The following is a 15,927-nucleotide window of genomic DNA, read 5'->3' on the forward strand; positions in this document are numbered from 1 at the left end:
CGCGTCCCCGCCATCTGCGCCCTTGCCGCAGCGTCCGCCAGCCGTTAATCTGCGCCGTTATGATGCGTTATTTTGACATCACGGACCGCGCCCGCCTGCCGGGACGCTTTTATGGCGAGGCCATGGCGATTCTCGGGCTTGGCTGAGGACGGCTGCGCCGACCCCACCCATTTTCCGCCATCAGACCCGAGGCCTGACAGCCATGACGACCACACCTACAACGGGCACCGCCCGCACCCTGTATGACAAGATCTGGGACGCGCATGTCGTCGACCGCCAGCCGGACGGCACCTGCCTGCTCTATATCGACCGGCACCTGGTCCACGAAGTGACCAGCCCGCAGGCCTTCGAGGGGCTGCGTCTGTCGGGCCGCAAGGTGCGCCGTCCGGACCAGACCATTGCCGTACCCGACCACAACGTGCCGACCACGCCTGACCGAGTGAACGGGATCGAAAACCCCGAAGGCCGCATCCAGGTCGCCGAACTGGACAAGAATGCCCGCGATTTTGGCCTGAACTATTACCCCATGAACGATGTGCGTCAGGGAATCGTGCATATCGTGGGCCCCGAGCAGGGGTGGACCCTGCCCGGCATGACCGTCGTCTGCGGTGACAGCCATACCGCGACCCATGGTGCCTTTGGCGCGCTGGCGCATGGCATCGGCACCTCGGAGGTCGAGCATGTGCTGGCCACCCAGACGCTGATCCAGCAGAAATCCAAGAACATGAAGGTCGAGATCACGGGGAAGCTGCGCCCCGGGGTCACGGCCAAGGACATCACCCTGCAGGTGATCGGCCTGACCGGCACCGCCGGCGGCACCGGCTATGTCATTGAATACTGCGGCGAGGCGATCCGCGCGCTATCGATGGAAGGCCGTATGACGGTCTGCAACATGGCCATCGAGGGCGGTGCCCGCGCTGGCCTTATCGCCCCCGACCAGACCACCTTCGACTATGTCGAGGGCCGCCCGCACGCCCCCAAGGGCGCGGCGTGGGAGGCGGCGATGGACTGGTGGCGCACGCTCTATTCCGATGACGACGCGCATTGGGACAAGGTGGTGACAATCCGCGGCGAGGACATCGCCCCGGTCGTGACCTGGGGCACCTCACCCGAGGATGTGCTGCCGATCACCGCCTCGGTCCCCGCGGCCGAGGATTTCGAGGGCGGCAAGGTCGAGGCAGCGCGCCGCAGCCTCGACTACATGGGCCTTACCCCCGGCACCCCGCTGGCCGAGATCGCAATCGACGCAGTGTTCATCGGCAGCTGCACCAATGGCCGGATCGAGGACCTGCGCGCTGCCGCCGGCATCCTGAAGGGCAAGCACTTGGCGCCGACGGTGCGCGGCATGGTCGTGCCCGGCAGCGGGCTCGTTCGCCTGCAGGCTGAGGAAGAAGGCCTCGACGTCATCTTCCGCGACGCCGGCTTTGAATGGCGCCTCGCTGGTTGCTCGATGTGCCTTGGCATGAACCCGGACCAGTTGGCCCCGGGCGAGCGTTGCGCCGCGACCTCGAACCGCAACTTCGAGGGGCGGATGGGCCGCGGCGGGCGTACCCACCTGATGTCGCCGGTCATGGCCGCAGCTGCCGGCATCGCCGGCCATCTGGTCGATGTCCGCGAGGTCATGGACGCGCCCGCGCCCGCCACGGCCTGACGGCCATGGACGACGAGAGCGAGTACACCGGCCTGCCCTTCGATCCGCAGGACGCGGTCAGCCAGTTCGATGATCGCGACGACATGGACGCGGCCATCGCCGCGCTCGAGGCCGAGGGGTTCAGCACCCGCCGCATCGTCTGCGAGGATGATGCGGTGATGCTAGGGGGCATCGCCCGCGCACTCGACTGGCAGGCGCAGTTCGGACGCCCGCTTCGGCGGCTGAACCTCGACGCCTTCGCCGACGCCCTGCGTGGCGTCCCCTCGGACGAGGACAGTCGCGTGCTGCTGGTGCTGGAGCGTTTTCGCAGCTTCGAGGCGCGCGACGCAGCCGCGGCCGAAGGCATTGTCGAGGCGATCCGCGACGCGGCCGCCGACCATCTCGAGGTGAACCGCCGCCTGCTCGCCTTCATCTGCACCGATCCCGACGACGACGATTTCGACGATTCAGACAGCGCGGAGGATGGCGATCAGATCGACCATGACCCCGCAGAGGAGTGGCTACGCCATGGATAAGTTCACTACCCTGACCGGTATCGCGGCGCCCATGCCGCTGGTCAACATCGACACCGACATGATCATCCCCAAGCAGTTCCTGAAGACGATCCATCGCACGGGCCTCGGCAAGAACCTGTTCGACGAGATGCGCTTTCTGGCCGACGGGACCGAGAACCAGGATTTCGTGCTGAACCAGCCCGCATGGCGCAGCGCCGAGATCATCGTCGCGGGCGACAACTTCGGCTGCGGCAGCTCGCGCGAGCATGCGCCTTGGGCGCTGCTGGATTACGGCATCCGCTGCGTGATCTCGACCAGCTTCGCCGACATCTTCTACAACAACTGCTTCAAGAACGGCATCCTGCCGATCACCCTGCCGGCCGAAGCGGTCGAGGCGCTGATGGAGGACGCCAATCGCGGCGCCAACGCACGCCTGACCGTGGACCTGGAGGCGCAGACGGTCACCGCCTCGGACGGCGAGGTGTATGACTTCGAGATTGACGCGCACAAGAAGCATTGCCTGCTGAACGGGCTCGATGACATCGGCCTGACCATGGAAAAGGGCGCGGCGATCGACAGCTACGAGGCGCGCATGGCCCAGGCCCAGCCCTGGGTCTAAAGCGACTGCCGGGCGCGGCGGCATCCCCGTCACGCCCGGCTTTTTCGGCCGGCGGCAACCGTCACATGATTGTGAGAACAGGTGCCTCGTGCTAGGGTTGCGGCAATTCCCAACTGGCAAGGCCGCACCATGCGTAGCAGCACCCTGATGATCGTCGCCGGCGTCCTCTCACTTCTGGCCGGACTGGTCGCGCTGGTTTTCCCCTTGCCGGCGTCGCTGGCGGTCACCGTGCTGACCGGCTGGGCCTTCCTGATCAGCGGTGTCCTCGGCCTTTGGGCCGCCTTCTCGAACGAGACCTTGCAGCATCGCGGCTGGGTTGGGGCGATCGGCGTTCTGAACATGGTGGTCGGCGTCTGGATGCTGGCCAATCCGCTGGCCGGGATGATTTCGCTGACGGTGGTGGTCGGGGCCATGCTGCTCGCCTCCGGCGTCGCGCGGATTGTCGGTGGCTTCGGGCCCTACAAGGGGACGCAGATGCAGTGGATGATGGTGCTGTCCGGCATCATCTCGGTCGCGCTGGGAATTTACATCATCGCCGCGCTGCCGGTTTCCAGCATCGTCACCCTCGGCATCCTGGTCGCGATCGAGTTGATCGTCGTCGGCGTGACGCTGACTTCGGCCGGCATCACCCTGCGCCGGACCCGCACGCTCTGATCCGACAGGCGCTCGCGGTCGGGGCGATCTGGCTCGCCGCCGCATGGGCTGGCGGGGCGGCGGCGGATACAGTGCGCCTCGCCACCTGGGCGCCGGACCTGACCCGCGACGGGCCGGGCTTGCTGCTGCGCGACATCCAGTCCGGAAAGGACCCGCAAATCGCGGCGGCGGTGGGGGTCATCCGCGCCGCGAATGCCGACGTGCTGCTGCTGACCGCGTTCGACTGGGACCACGAGGGCCGCGCATTGCAGGCCTTTTCCGACCTGCTCGCAAAGGCGGGGATGAGTTATCCGCACCGCCTCGCCCTGCGGCCGAACAGCGGCATGGCGACGGGGATCGACCTGGACGGGGACGGCCGGACCGGCACCGGAGACGACGCGCAAGGCTTTGGTCTGTTCACCGGGCAATCGGGGATGGTTCTGCTCTCGCGCCGCCCGCTTGGCGAGGTGCGCGACCTTAGCGCCACGCTGTGGCGCGACGTGCCCGGCAACACAATGCCCCCGGCCCCGCCAGATGCCGCCGCCATCCAGCGCCTCAGCACCACGGGGCATTGGGACGTCGCCTTGCCCGCTGGGCCGACCACGCTGCACCTGCTGGTCTATGCCGCCAGCCCCCCGGTCTTTGGCACCGGCACCCGCAATCTGCGCCGCAATCATGACGAGACGGCCTTCTGGACGGCCTATCAAGCCGCCGGGCCGATGGTGGTCATGGGCAGCGCCAACCTGGACCCGGTGGATGGCGATGGCGAGGGCGAGGCGATCCGCGCCCTGATCGCGCGCCTGCAGGACCCTGAGCCCCGGTCAGAGGGCGGCGCAGCAGCCCCGCAGACCGGCAGCAACGCCAGGCAAAAGGGCGATCCGGCCCTCGACACGGCCGATTGGCCGGATGCCGACGGGCCCGGCAACCTGCGGGTTGATTACGTGCTGCCAGACAAGGGTTTGAAGGTCACGGGATCGGGCGTGCTATGGCCAGCCGATGGGCCGCTGGCCGAGACTGTGATGACTGCCTCGCGTCACCGCCTTGTCTGGGTCAACCTGGCGCTGCCCTAGGCGTCCCCGGCCAGCAGGCGCGCGCCGTCATGAGCCTTGAGCCGCACATGCACCACCTGCCCCTCGGGCATGTCCCGCTCGAACGCGACCTCGGCGAACTGCGGGGTGCGCCCGACGCGCGGGCCCTCGGTCAGCACACCTGTGGTCTGGCCGACTTGGGCGGCCAGATGCCGCCGCAGCGCGACATCGCCTGCGGCCCGCAGCCGGGCGGCGCGGGCGCGGATCACCTCGCCCCGCACCTGCGGCATCCGGGCCGCAGGCGTGCCCTTGCGCGGGCTGTAGGGAAAGACGTGCAGGAAGCTGAGTCCGCAGTCCTCGACCAGGGCCAGCGACTGCTGGAAATGCGCCTCGGTCTCGGTCGGGAAGCCGGCGATCAGGTCGGCGCCAAAGGCGATGTCGGGCCGCAGGCGACGCGCCTCGTCGCAAAAGCGGATGGCGTCGTCGCGCAAATGGCGGCGCTTCATCCGCTTGAGGATCAGGTCATCGCCATGTTGCAGCGACAGGTGCAGATGCGGCATCAGCCGCGGCTCGGTTGCGATCGCCTCCATCAAGGCCGGGTCGGCCTCGATCGAGTCGATGCTGCTGATGCGCAACCGGGCGACGTCCGTCAGCCGCAGGATGCGGCGCACCAGATCGCCGAGGCGCGGCGTGCCGGGCAGATCGGCGCCCCAGCTGGTCAGGTCCACTCCGGTCAGCACCACTTCGGCAAAGCCGCGTTCGACCAGCCGGTTGATCTGGTCGACCACGACGCCGGCCGGCACGCTGCGGGAATTGCCGCGCCCGTAGGGGATGATGCAGAAGGTGCAGCGGTGATCGCAGCCGTTCTGGACCTGCACATAGGCGCGGTGCCGGCCAAAGCCGTCGATCAGATGGCCGGCGGTCTCGCGCACTGCCATGATGTCGTCGACCAGCACCCTTTCGGTCCCGAAATCTGGCGCGGCCAGGGCGGCCCAGGTCTGCGGCAGCATCTTTTCGGCATTGCCGATGACGCGCGTGACCTCGGGCATGGCGGCGAAGGTCTCGGGCTCGGTCTGGGCAGCGCAGCCGGTCACCAGGATCGGCCGGCCGGGATTGTCGCGGGCGAGGCGACGGATGTCCTGGCGAGCCTTGCGCACGGCCTCAGCGGTCACGGCGCATGTGTTGATGATCACCGCCTCGCCCATGCCTGCGGCGCCGGCAAGTTCGCGCATCGCCTCGGACTCATAGGCGTTCAGGCGACAGCCATGGGTCGAAAGGATCGGCGCGCGGGCGTCCATCACGCGACCCCGGCCAGCCAGTCGGGCGACAGCACGCCGGTGAATGGGGCCGCGGTCGGCCCCTCCATCCAGACGCCGTCCTCGCGCCAGTCGATCAGCAGCGTGCCGCCGGGCAACTCGACCCGGACGCGCCGTCCGGTCAGCCCGCGCCGCGCCGCGGCCACCGCCGCCGCGCAGGAGCAAGAGCCGGAGGCGAGGGTGATGCCGGTCCCACGCTCCCACACGCCGACGCGGATGTGATCTGCGGCGAGGACCTGTACCACCTCGACATTGGTGCGCTGCGGATAAAGCGGGTGATGCTCGTGGGGGGCCCCGAAGGCCGGCAGGTCCACGGCGGCGAGGTCGGGGACGAAAAAGGTGATATGCGGGTTGCCCATGCCCGTCGCGACCGGATCGCCGGGGATCGGCAGGTGCAACAGGTCGACATCCTCGGCCAGCGGGATGTCGCGCCAGTCCAGCACGGGTGGGCCCATGTTGACGCGGGTCAGACCGCCGCCGGCGTCCTCGGCCAGCAGGACGGCGTGGTCGGTCGCCAGTTGCAGCCCGGTGGCGCCGGTCTGGTCCATCAACCACCGGGCGATGCAGCGCGTCGCATTGCCGCAGGCCGCGCTGCGCGTGCCATCCGCGTTGAGGAACACCAGCCGGGCGTCGCAACCGGCGTCGCCCGGCAGCACCGCTGCCAGCTGGTCAAAGCCGACGCCGCGGTGCCGGTCGGCAATGGCGCGGGTCAGCGCCGCCGAAGGCAGATCACCCCCCGCCCGCAGGTCGAGGGTGACGAAATCATTGCCGAGGCCGTGCATCTTGGTGAACGGCAGGCCGGGTGTCGTATGCTGTTCCATCGCCCGCGCCTATAACGCCGCAAACGGGCTGCCGCCACGCTTTTCGACTTGACCCCCCCGGCAGGTGCCCGTAATCGGCGCGTCGGCGGGCCGGTAGCTCAGTTGGTTAGAGCGGCTGACTTTTAATCAGTAGGTCGAGAGTTCGAATCTCTCCCGGCTCACCATTCTTCCCTTCTTCTGGAATACCCTTCGGGGAAATGGTGCCCCCGCCCTGCCTTGCGCGGGGATTGTGCGACACGCCCGGTAGGGCGTCCTGCGAGGGCTGCCGTCGCCGCGCTTGACGTAACACCTTGGGACATGACAACAGCCCGCCATGGCCCGCCGCGCGACTGCCGATATGTCGTCCCAGGAACCGGTCGAGGCCGCCTCGCCGGCCCCGCACGCACGTCGGCCCCTGCGCCGCCGCCTGCGCACCCTGCTGCTGCGCGCGTTCGCGTTGGTGACACTGGTCGTCGGGTCCTGCGCTATGATCAACCCGCCGACCACCTGGACCATCATGACCGAGGGCAGCGCCGGGCGGCACTGGACGCCGCTGCGCGCGATCGCCCCGGTCATGGCGCGCAGCGTGGTTGCGGCCGAGGACGCCAATTTCTGCCGCCACTGGGGTTTTGACATGTCCGAGATCCGGCGCGTCATCGCCTCCGGCTCGAACCGGGGCGCGTCAACCATCAGCCAGCAGGTGACCAAGAACGTGTTCCTGTGGCAGGGGCGCAGCTGGCCGCGAAAGGCAATGGAGGCGGGGTTGACGCCGCTGGTCGAGGCACTGTGGTCCAAGCGCCGCATCCTCGAGGTCTACCTGAACGTCGCCGAGTTCGGCCCCGGCATCTTTGGCATCGCCCAGGCGGCCGAGCGGCATTTCGCCACCACGCCCGACAAGCTGACCTCGGCGCAGGCCGCGCGCCTGGCCGCCATCCTGCCGGCCCCGAAAGAGCGTGATCCCACAGGGCCTGCGGTGGCCCGCCGGGCGGCCGCGATCATCGACGGCGCCGCCACCATCCAGCGCGACGGGCGCGCCGCCTGCTTTCAGGACCCCGTCCCGGCAGCTGCCGGCGGTTGAACCGCAGGCCCGCGGCGCGTAACAGGGACAGGTCCCCCTGATCCGCGACCGAACGCGCCTTGCCGAGACTCTGCATGAACACCCCTGCGACCCGCCTCTATCACCTCGCCCTGTCACCCTACTGCCGAAAGGTCCGGCTGGTGCTTGGCGAAAAGAAGATCGAGGTCGAACTGGTCGAGGAACGCTTCTGGGAGGCCGGCTCGGAGATCGCGCGCCGCAACCCAGCAGGTCGCGTACCCGTCCTGCGCCACGAGGGCCGGCTGATGGCCGAGAGCCAGGCCATCGTCGAATACCTGGACGAGACCGTGCCGAACCCTCCGCTGATGCCGACGACCGCGCTTGAGCGTTACGAGGTGCGGCGCCTCTGCGCCTGGTTCGACGACAAGTTCAACGCCGAGGTCACGCGCCCGGTGATGACGGAGCGGGTCTGGAAGAAGGTCATGAAGACCGGCTATCCCGACTCGCGCGAGATCAAGTCGGGCCTGAAGGCGATCAAGGACCACATGGACTACCTCGCCTCGCTGCTGGAAGGGCGCAAGTGGCTGGCCGGAAACCAGCTGACGCTGGCCGACTTTACGGCGGCAGCGCATCTGTCGTGCCTCGACTACATCTCGGACGTGGACTGGGACCGCTCGGGTGTGCTGCGCGACTGGTATGCGACGATCAAGTCGCGGCCCTGTTTCCGCGCGGTGCTGGCCGATCAGGTGCCGGGCATCCCGCCGGCGCCGCATTATGCCGTCCTCGATTTCTGAGGCGAGCGCCGCAGGGGGGCTTTGCCCCCCGACCGGGCCTGGCCCGGCCTCCCCCCAGGATATTTGGATCAACGCAAAGAGCCGGCTGGCCGCACAGGCCCGGGCCGAAGGATTTGCGCAGATGCGCATCACGACCCCGGATGCGGTCCCGGAAGCGGCGGGCCGCCTGGCGGCCTATCTGGCCAAGGGGCGGCACGGACAGATGGACTGGATGGCCGAGCGCATCAACTGGCGCGGCGATCCGGCAGCGCTGTGGGCCGAAGCACGGTCGGTCATCATGCTGGCCGAGATGTACACGCCCGAGCATGATCCGCTCGCAGTGCTGGCCCAGCCCGAGCGCGGCGCGATCAGCGTCTATGCCCAGGGCGCGGATTATCATGATCTGGTAAAAAAGCGCCTCAAGCGGCTGGGCCGCTGGTTTCTGGAGGACGCTGGCCGGGGCGAGCAGATCAAGGTGTTCGTCGATACCGCGCCAGTGATGGAAAAGCCGCTGGCGCAGGCCGCCGGCCTCGGCTGGCAGGGCAAGCATACCAACGTCCTGTCGCGCGAGTTGGGGCTGTGGTTCTTTCTGGGGGCGATCTTTACCACCGCGCCCCTGCCCCCGGACGCGCCCGAGACGGATCACTGCGGCCGCTGCACCGCCTGCCTCGACGCTTGCCCGACGCGGGCTTTTCCCGCGCCCTTCCAGCTGGATGCGCGGCGCTGCATCAGCTACCTGACGATCGAGCATCGCGGGCCGGTCGATCCCGAATTGCGCGGCCTGATGGGCAACCGCATCTACGGCTGCGACGATTGCCTCGCTGTCTGCCCCTGGAACAAGTTTGCCCAGGCCGCGACCGAGATGCGCTATCGCCCGCGCGAGGCCGAGGCACCGCCGCTGGCGGAACTGGCCGCGCTGGACGATGCCGGCTTTCGCGCGCGCTTTGCCGGCAGCCCGATCAAGCGCATCGGCCGCGACCGGATGGTGCGCAACGTGCTTTATGCGATCGGCAACAGCGGCATGCCGCATTTGCGCGCGGCCGCCCAGCGGCTGGTGGACGACCCCGATCCTGGCGTTGCCGATGCGGCGCGCTGGGCCGCAGCACGGCTTGGATAGAACATGGCGATCCTGCGACCCTCACCCGTCAGCCCGACCCGCGGTATCACGCTGAAGATTGTCAGCGTTATGGTGTTCATCATCATGACCTCACTCATCAAGGAGACTGCGCCGCTTGTCCCGGCCGGCGAGCAAGTGTTTTTTCGCTCGCTCTTCGCGATCCCGGTGATCTTTGGCTGGCTGATGCTGCGCGGCGAAGGCGCGCGCGTGCTGCGAACCCCGCGGCCGATGGGGCATTTCTATCGCGGCCTGGTGGGCACGGCAGCGATGGGCCTCGGCTTTGCGGCGACCGGCATGCTGCCCCTGCCGGAGGTGACCGCCATCGGCTATGCGGCGCCCCTGCTGACCGTCATCTTTGCGGCGATGTTCCTGGGCGAGGAAGTACGGGCCTTTCGCATGACGGCAGTGGCGCTGGGGCTGGTCGGGGTGATGATCGTCCTGTCGCCCCGGCTTAGCGTCGCCTCGGCCGGCGGGTTGACGGCGCGCGAGACGCTCGGCGCGATGCTAGTGCTGATGAGCGCGGTGTTCGCGGCATTGGCGCAGATATTTGTGCGCCGGCTGGTGCAGGAAGAGCCCGCCTCGACCATCGTATTCTGGTTCTCGATCACCTCGACGGTGCTGGCACTGGTGACACTGCCCTATGGCTGGGTGTGGCCCGACCCGCTGACCGCCGTGCAGCTGGTGGCGATCGGCCTGCTGGGCGGCGCGGCGCAGATCCTGCTGACCTCGGCCTACCGCCATGCGGATGCCTCGCTGGTCGCGCCGTTCGAATACGCCTCGATGCTGTTCGCGCTGCTGATCGGCTATTTCGTCTTTGGCGAGGCACCGACGCTGGTCATGCTGACCGGCGCTGCGATCATCATTGCGGCCGGCGTTCTGATCATCTGGCGCGAGCGGCAATTGGGCCTTGCGCGGGCGCGTCAACGCAAGGCGATGACGCCGCACGGCTGACGGTCTCAGGGATCGAAGCCGAAGGCCACGTAATCGCGCAGGTAGGCCTCATGCGCTGCGGCCCGAACCTCTGGCGCGGTCAGGAAATCCGGCATCCCGGCCGGCGGCGATAGCTCGGGCGGATCATCCACGCCGACGGCGTCGCAGAGCCACGCCAGCCCTTCGGGCAGGGCATCGTCGCGAAGCATGACGTGCGGGACTGCGGCGTCGACAAAGCCGGCGACGATCTCGGACTGGCTGGCCCACAGGCGATGGGTCGGCATCGTGGTCTGGCCGTTCAGATTGCGACCAACGAAATCGAGGAAGGCCAGAAACAACGCGCGCTGGGTGCCCGCATCCAGATCCGCCATCTTGGTGCCCTCGGGCGGGACAGGAACACGCTGGCGCTCGCGCAGCAGATCGCGGACCCAGCGCTGTTTGGGACCGTCGATGAACACGCACAGCGCCGTCCACGCCCGGCGGGTCGGATGGGCGAGCGAGGTAAAACTGCGATGGCCGGGGTGATCACGCTTCCAGGCCGCCAGCTCGGCCTGTGACAGGCCGTTGCGCACGGGGCCAAGACTGCCCAGCCAGCGCTCGACACGCCGGGTCGGGCCACCGAAGATCGGCTGGAACAGCAGCCCCCGGCCGCCATCGACGACGCTGAAGGTCGAAACGTCAGCGCTGCGCGGTACTTCGAAATTGGGCAGCTTGTGCAGCTGGAACGGGTCGATCCGCGCCAGCTCGGCCTGCATCTGCTCAAAGTTCTCCACCTTGTGGGCCATCAGCCGCGGGTTCTGTGGAACCTGATCGGACGCCGGGCGCACTTCGGCGAGGTCCGTGCGCCCGAGCCAGTGCATCATGCCGGTCATGACCTCGGGGTCGCGCAGATCGTCGTATGACAGCCAGAAACCCGCCTGGCCGCTGGTCTGCAGGCGTCGTTGGATGCGGGTCAGGAAGGCAATGTTGGCATCCAGCGTCTCACGAAACTCGGCCGGATCGAATGTGATCCTGGCGGGTATCGGGGTCTCGGTCTCGTTCAGCTTCCACTGGTTCGTCTCGCGCGCCAGTTGGGTCGAGACATAGCTGTCGACCGGATTGCGCGTCAGGATGATCTTGCCGCAGCTGGGATCATCCATGATCGCATCGAAAACGCGCGGATCGTGATCGAAGAAATAGCGAAAGCCGTTCAGGTTCGACGCGCCCAGGATGGCGTTCAGCAGCGCGTGCGGGTCGGCGTCACGCTGCTCGGCGGTGAAGCCCTTCAGTTCGGCCTTGTCGGGCCAGCCTAGCATGTAGGGATTGAACGCCTCGCCAAAGCAGGTGACGTATTTGATCGCGTTGAGCGTTGCCTCGAGCAGGTTCGAGCCGGTGCGCATCCCCGCAAAGATCACGAAACTGCGGAACGGATCAGGCATCGGCGGGGGCCTCCGGGGGCGATTTTGGGATGCGCGGCTTGGGCGCGGGTGTCGGGAAATCGCCGGTCAGCTGCGGTTGCAGCCCGGCGTTGCGCAGCGCCTGCAGGAAGTGCGGCATGCCGTCAACCGGGCGCATGGCGGGAATGTCGTCTGTGCCGACGGGACCCCTACCGAGTTCGGCCACAACGGTGTCCAGAATCGCGCCCGGGCGCGCGAGGAAGTCTGCCAAGTCCCAGCGTCTCACCCGCGCCTTGGTCCAGACGGATCGCAGCACCTCGATCTGATGCGACTCGCGCCGCTGCAGGTGGGCGGCGATGCGGCGCACATCGTCGAACGGCATCTCCGAGCCCATCAGCGGGATCATCCAGGCGCCCGTGATGATGTACATGCTGCAGTTGGGATCGGTCGCCATGAACCAATCGAGCGTCTGGTGATCGCGCGGCGATTGCATGAACACCTGCCGCCGCCGGCTCATGCGGATCAACGAGGCGAGAAAGCCCTGCGGATCGTGATCGCGCAGTGCCGGCTGCCACGAGAGACCCCCGGGACCGATCTCAGTGCGGCCGGCAAACTCTGCCGCCTCGCGGCCGAACAGATGGCCATGGACATCGGCATCCACCCGCTCGGCCAACCAGTCCTCGAAATCCGGGAAGATGTCGTTGAAGCCTTGGAATAGAGCATAGGCCGCGGCCGTCTTGCCGTTTTCCTTATCCTTGCGCGGAAAGCGGCTTTGCATGTAGAGGCCCGGCCGCCCGAGGTCGCGTCGGGCGACGGCGCGGTTGATCAGCCGGTCGATATGCGCCGGCTGCGGCTCGGCAGTCGACGGAACCTCGCCCACAGGCCGCGGGAAATGCGACAGCAGCGCCCGGGCCCGCGGCCAGATCTTGCGCGCGACGAAGCAGCCCGAATCCTCCAGCATCTGCAGGTGGTCGTCGTAAAAGGTGTAGGGCTTGCCCTGGCTGTCGAACTTGGACAGCGTCAGTGAGCGGCTTTCGATGGTTGTCGAATGGCGGCGCACCAGCGTCTGGAAATAGCTTTCGTCCGGCACCCAGACATAGCGGAAATAGTGGTCGATCTCGTCCCGGCGGGGATCGTTCAGGATCGCCTCAAGGGTGCGCCGCGTCAGGCACCACCATTGCGAGCCAAGATGCGGCACCAACCCGTCTGGAATGTGCCGGTGCAGCTTGTAGCGGCGCTGCAGGTCAACAAAGCGGTCAAACAGCCACCGCCGCTTGCGCCACGAGAACGGGAACCGCAGCGTAAAGCGTTCCTCGTTTAGACCGCCGACGGTCCAGCCAACGTCATGGGCCGTCACACTCTCGATATAGTCACGCCTCGGGTCGAGGGCGAGGTAGGCGCGCAGGTCCGCAATCGGGCGCAGCGGCAGGCACGAGCCTGAGGCCAGCAGCACATGGGTCACGTCCGGGTGCAGCGCCAGCAACTGCGCGGCGGCGTCCAGCGTCGCCTCGACCAGGCTGAACATTCCCCACTCGCAATCGCGCCGATGCTCGACATGGTGGATGTTCGGCAGGTCGACCAGATGGGCGCGAAACTCGGCCATGATCTGCGGGCCGATCTTGCGGTCGGTGTGGATCGCGACGGCCGCGCCGCCCTGATGCCAGCGGCGGGCCATGCGCGCGGCGACGGGCATCTTTTCATGGCAGAGCATGACTACGCCCAGCCGGACTTCAGGCGCGGGCACCGCGGTCGGCGGCTGGACCGGGCTAGGGATTGGCAGGGCCACGGCGCCGGACTGTCCCGGACGTCGACGCTCGGACCTCAATGCCGCAGGGGCGGCGTGCAAATCTGGCGCGGCGCTCATGCCCAGTTGCCCTTCGATATCAGCCCCAACTCCTCGAGTTGGCGCCAGTCGCCCAGTTCCCTGGAATGCGGCGTCCACAGATTGGGATCGTCCTGCAAGCCAGCATGATAGGCGCGGTACTCATGACTGTCGGAATAGTGTTGGCCGCGATCAAGTTCCTCTTTCGCCTTGTCGGCAAAGGTTGACAGGAACTTGGCGTGCAACAGGCAACCCGAGGCTTTTTCGCCGCCATCCTCGTCATAGACGAGGTTCAGCGAGCGCGGCAGCAGCATGTGGGTCGAACTGACATAGACATACTGGCGCGACCATTTCACCAGCGGGATCTTGTTCAGCGCCGGTCCCTTCCACGGCTCTTGCGCGAAAAAGGCGCGACCGCGCGGGCCGCCCTGAATCCACAGGTTGCCGTATTCGGCGTTTTTCTGGATGGTGTAATTCGCTGGATCGAACCAGCGCGCGATTTCAAAAGGATCATCGCCTTCGCGGTAAGTCTGCTCGCCGATGAAGCCGCGCGGGTACGCGTCGATCAGCATGGCCGAGAACGAGCGGATACCCGAGGCGTCGAGCCAGTCAGTCAGCGCCCGCAGCGGCCGGGTATCGCAATGCGGGTAGATCAGGAACTCATCCGGGTCGACCGTCAGGCACCAGTGACCGATGCCGTGGCGGAGCAGCAGGCCATTGATCCAGTCCATGCCGAACCGGGCCGCCTTGTAGCTGGCCTTGGTGGTCCACAGTGACACATCCCGCTGCTGGGCGAGGTATTCGGCGCTGCCGTCGTTCGAGGCGTTGTCCACGCAGAGGAAATGCGCGACCCCCATGCGACGATAGTAATCGAGGAAATATGGCAGCCGCACCCGCTCGTTGCGAAGCGTGACGAATACGAGGATGCTGCCGCGCGCAATGTTGGCGGTGCGGTCGCGCACCGCGGACATGTGCCGGCGATTTCGTCGGATAGCACGGGCGAGATAATACTGACGTCGTACGCGCAGGCGCAGGGCTGCACGCAACTGTCTGATCCAGCGGGGCACTCGACGAGGCTCCTTACGTCCCGGTAGTGGCGAGCAACGCCTCTACCGTCGAAAAATGATCGCTCCAACCACGGATCGCAAGCGGCTTGCGGCGCGCCAGCGGAGCGCGCGCAATATCGCCGATCGCCGCTGCCCAGGCGGCTGCGTCATCGGGCCCCAGCCATTGCGCGGCGCCGCCCAAGACCTCGCGCGCGGCCGGGCCGGGCGCAGCTAGGACGGGAACGCCCCGACCGGCCGCCTCGGTCAGGGGCAGGCCAAACCCTTCGGCGCGCGAGGGCATCAGCAGGGCATGCGCCCGCTCCATCAAGGCTGCGATCTCGCCATCGGTCAGGTCGGCCCGCTCTATTACCGGGCCGCCGGGTGGCAGCGCGTCGAGGCGGGCGAAGACATCCGCGTTCAGCCAGCCGCGACGCCCGGCGATGACGAGCCGAGGCACCTGACCCGCTGGCATGCGTTGCGCCAGCCGGGCCCAGGCCTCCAGCAGGACGGCATGGTTCTTGCGCGGCTCGATGGTGCCGAGGGCGAGGAACAGGGGTCGGTCCAGCGGGATGTCCGCTGGCACTTCAGTCGGCGCGGCCAGCGTGGTGCCGATGGGCGCGGCGACAACCTGCGGTCGGCGCAGGCCCAGCGCATCGGCCCATCGCAGCACGTCGGCGCGTGTCGCCTGCGAGACTGTCAGCACCAGGTCAGCCCCGCCCAGCGCGGCGATCAGGCGGCGCTCGAACGCCTCCACCTGGTCGGGCCGGGTGAATTGGGGGTGATCCAGCGGGATCGTGTCGTGGATCATGACCACGCGCCGCAGACCGCCCAAGGCCGCCCAAGGCCCGGGGGCAAGGTTGGCATGGCCCAGCGCGAGCCAGGTGCCTCCCTGCGGCATGGCGCGAGCCAGCGTCCGGCGAAGGCCCAGGCCGCGACCCGTGCCCGTGGCGACCGCGCGGGCGGCCAGCGCCTCCTCGGCACGGGCGCGCGCCGAGCGAGCGCGACGCAGGCGGGCAATGAGGCTGGTGGGGGGCGGAACCGACTGCGGCTCGGCCAGCCAGCGCAGCAGTTCGGCGCCGGCGGGGGGATCCAGCAGCAATTGCCGCCGGGCAATGCGGGCAATCAGAGAATGCGGGCGGCCCTGCAAATGTTCTAGCCACGCTGCCTCGACCCGGTCGATCCCGGTCAGCGGGCCCAGACCCACGCGCGAGATCAGCCGCGAGACGTCCAGCAGAATCGCCGGCGGCTGCGGGGCGGGTTCCTGCGACGACACCTTGGTGGAATTC

At 67.8% G+C, this 15,927-nt stretch carries 15 protein-coding genes and 1 tRNA gene; 10 read left to right on the top strand and 6 right to left on the bottom strand.

The window, feature by feature from the left end; translation table 11 throughout:
• Nucleotides 1-202: 202 nt before the first annotated feature.
• From leuC to DRW48_RS02465, 5 genes are all read left to right on the top strand, one after another.
• A complete protein-coding gene (leuC, locus tag DRW48_RS02445) occupies nucleotides 203-1,651 on the top strand; it encodes a 3-isopropylmalate dehydratase large subunit (RefSeq protein WP_114075018.1) in 1,449 nt (482 codons plus the stop codon).
• Nucleotides 1,652-1,656: 5 nt separating this feature from the next.
• On the top strand, nucleotides 1,657-2,166 hold the full coding sequence (locus DRW48_RS02450) for a barstar family protein (protein ID WP_114075019.1): 510 nt from the start codon (nucleotides 1,657-1,659) through the stop codon (nucleotides 2,164-2,166).
• Nucleotides 2,159-2,764: a 3-isopropylmalate dehydratase small subunit gene (leuD, locus tag DRW48_RS02455; RefSeq protein ID WP_114075020.1), complete on the top strand. Its 606-nt coding sequence runs from the start codon at nucleotides 2,159-2,161 to the stop codon at nucleotides 2,762-2,764. Before DRW48_RS02450 ends, leuD begins: the two co-directional genes overlap by 8 nt.
• A gap of 129 nt (nucleotides 2,765-2,893) precedes the next feature.
• The gene (locus tag DRW48_RS02460) at nucleotides 2,894-3,418 is read left to right on the top strand and encodes an HdeD family acid-resistance protein (protein WP_114075021.1); all 525 of its coding nucleotides are present in this window, start codon (nucleotides 2,894-2,896) and stop codon (nucleotides 3,416-3,418) included.
• Nucleotides 3,419-3,489: 71 nt separating this feature from the next.
• Complete coding sequence (locus DRW48_RS02465; protein ID WP_114075022.1) at nucleotides 3,490-4,467, top strand: endonuclease/exonuclease/phosphatase family protein; 978 nt, start codon at nucleotides 3,490-3,492, stop codon at nucleotides 4,465-4,467.
• Here the strand turns inward: DRW48_RS02465 and mtaB are convergent.
• Nucleotides 4,464-5,723: a tRNA (N(6)-L-threonylcarbamoyladenosine(37)-C(2))-methylthiotransferase MtaB gene (mtaB, locus tag DRW48_RS02470; protein ID WP_114075023.1), complete on the bottom strand. Its 1,260-nt coding sequence runs from the start codon at nucleotides 5,721-5,723 to the stop codon at nucleotides 4,464-4,466. The two genes, DRW48_RS02465 and mtaB, sit on opposite strands and share 4 nt — an antisense overlap.
• Nucleotides 5,723-6,562, bottom strand: a complete 840-nt coding sequence (gene dapF / locus DRW48_RS02475; RefSeq protein WP_114075024.1) for a diaminopimelate epimerase — start codon at nucleotides 6,560-6,562, stop codon at nucleotides 5,723-5,725. Before dapF ends, mtaB begins: the two co-directional genes overlap by 1 nt.
• An 87-nt stretch (nucleotides 6,563-6,649) precedes the next feature.
• Here dapF and DRW48_RS02480 point away from each other — a divergent pair.
• The 5 genes from DRW48_RS02480 to DRW48_RS02500 all read left to right on the top strand — a co-directional run bounded on the left by DRW48_RS02480 (nucleotide 6,650) and on the right by DRW48_RS02500 (nucleotide 10,418).
• Nucleotides 6,650-6,726: transfer RNA gene (locus DRW48_RS02480), tRNA-Lys, on the top strand.
• Nucleotides 6,727-6,899: 173 nt separating this feature from the next.
• A complete protein-coding gene (locus DRW48_RS02485) occupies nucleotides 6,900-7,619 on the top strand; it encodes a biosynthetic peptidoglycan transglycosylase (RefSeq protein WP_114077312.1) in 720 nt (239 codons plus the stop codon).
• A gap of 74 nt (nucleotides 7,620-7,693) precedes the next feature.
• Nucleotides 7,694-8,371, top strand: a complete 678-nt coding sequence (fzlA, locus tag DRW48_RS02490) for an FtsZ-binding protein FzlA (RefSeq protein WP_114075025.1) — start codon at nucleotides 7,694-7,696, stop codon at nucleotides 8,369-8,371.
• 61 nt (nucleotides 8,372-8,432) lie between these two features.
• Nucleotides 8,433-9,467 carry a tRNA epoxyqueuosine(34) reductase QueG gene (gene queG / locus DRW48_RS02495; protein ID WP_277870809.1) on the top strand — a complete coding sequence of 345 codons (1,035 nt, stop codon included), beginning with the start codon at nucleotides 8,433-8,435 and terminating at the stop codon, nucleotides 9,465-9,467.
• A gap of 3 nt (nucleotides 9,468-9,470) precedes the next feature.
• Complete coding sequence (locus tag DRW48_RS02500) at nucleotides 9,471-10,418, top strand: DMT family transporter (RefSeq protein ID WP_114075027.1); 948 nt, start codon at nucleotides 9,471-9,473, stop codon at nucleotides 10,416-10,418.
• A 5-nt stretch (nucleotides 10,419-10,423) separates the two neighbouring features.
• Here the strand turns inward: DRW48_RS02500 and DRW48_RS02505 are convergent, their stop codons facing one another.
• From DRW48_RS02505 to DRW48_RS02520, 4 genes are all read right to left on the bottom strand, one after another.
• Nucleotides 10,424-11,815 (bottom strand): hypothetical protein, encoded by a 1,392-nt coding sequence (locus DRW48_RS02505; RefSeq protein ID WP_114075028.1) that lies wholly within the window; start codon nucleotides 11,813-11,815, stop codon nucleotides 10,424-10,426.
• Nucleotides 11,808-13,484, bottom strand: a complete 1,677-nt coding sequence (locus tag DRW48_RS02510; RefSeq protein ID WP_114077313.1) for a DUF5927 domain-containing protein — start codon at nucleotides 13,482-13,484, stop codon at nucleotides 11,808-11,810. Before DRW48_RS02510 ends, DRW48_RS02505 begins: the two co-directional genes overlap by 8 nt.
• A 149-nt stretch (nucleotides 13,485-13,633) precedes the next feature.
• Entirely contained in the window at nucleotides 13,634-14,566 is a 933-nt protein-coding gene (locus DRW48_RS02515; protein ID WP_114075029.1) for a glycosyltransferase family 2 protein, read from the bottom strand.
• A 109-nt stretch (nucleotides 14,567-14,675) separates the two neighbouring features.
• A complete protein-coding gene (locus DRW48_RS02520; RefSeq protein WP_241963349.1) occupies nucleotides 14,676-15,914 on the bottom strand; it encodes a glycosyltransferase family 4 protein in 1,239 nt (412 codons plus the stop codon).
• Between the last annotated feature and the right edge of the window lie 13 nt (nucleotides 15,915-15,927).

Source organism: Paracoccus suum (assembly GCF_003324675.1).
In the GTDB taxonomy this organism is placed as follows: domain Bacteria; phylum Pseudomonadota; class Alphaproteobacteria; order Rhodobacterales; family Rhodobacteraceae; genus Paracoccus; species Paracoccus suum.

Coding starts and splice junctions, on each gene's coding strand:
- leuC (WP_114075018.1), top strand. CDS start 203: ATGACGACCACACCTACAACGGGCACCGCCCGCACCCTGTATGACAAG.
- DRW48_RS02450 (WP_114075019.1), top strand. CDS start 1,657: ATGGACGACGAGAGCGAGTACACCGGCCTGCCCTTCGATCCGCAGGAC.
- leuD (WP_114075020.1), top strand. CDS start 2,159: ATGGATAAGTTCACTACCCTGACCGGTATCGCGGCGCCCATGCCGCTG.
- DRW48_RS02460 (WP_114075021.1), top strand. CDS start 2,894: ATGCGTAGCAGCACCCTGATGATCGTCGCCGGCGTCCTCTCACTTCTG.
- mtaB (WP_114075023.1), bottom strand. CDS start 5,723: ATGGACGCCCGCGCGCCGATCCTTTCGACCCATGGCTGTCGCCTGAAC.
- dapF (WP_114075024.1), bottom strand. CDS start 6,562: ATGGAACAGCATACGACACCCGGCCTGCCGTTCACCAAGATGCACGGC.
- DRW48_RS02485 (WP_114077312.1), top strand. CDS start 6,900: ATGTCGTCCCAGGAACCGGTCGAGGCCGCCTCGCCGGCCCCGCACGCA.
- fzlA (WP_114075025.1), top strand. CDS start 7,694: ATGAACACCCCTGCGACCCGCCTCTATCACCTCGCCCTGTCACCCTAC.
- DRW48_RS02500 (WP_114075027.1), top strand. CDS start 9,471: ATGGCGATCCTGCGACCCTCACCCGTCAGCCCGACCCGCGGTATCACG.
- DRW48_RS02505 (WP_114075028.1), bottom strand. CDS start 11,815: ATGCCTGATCCGTTCCGCAGTTTCGTGATCTTTGCGGGGATGCGCACC.
- DRW48_RS02510 (WP_114077313.1), bottom strand. CDS start 13,484: ATGCTCTGCCATGAAAAGATGCCCGTCGCCGCGCGCATGGCCCGCCGC.
- DRW48_RS02515 (WP_114075029.1), bottom strand. CDS start 14,566: ATGTCCGCGGTGCGCGACCGCACCGCCAACATTGCGCGCGGCAGCATC.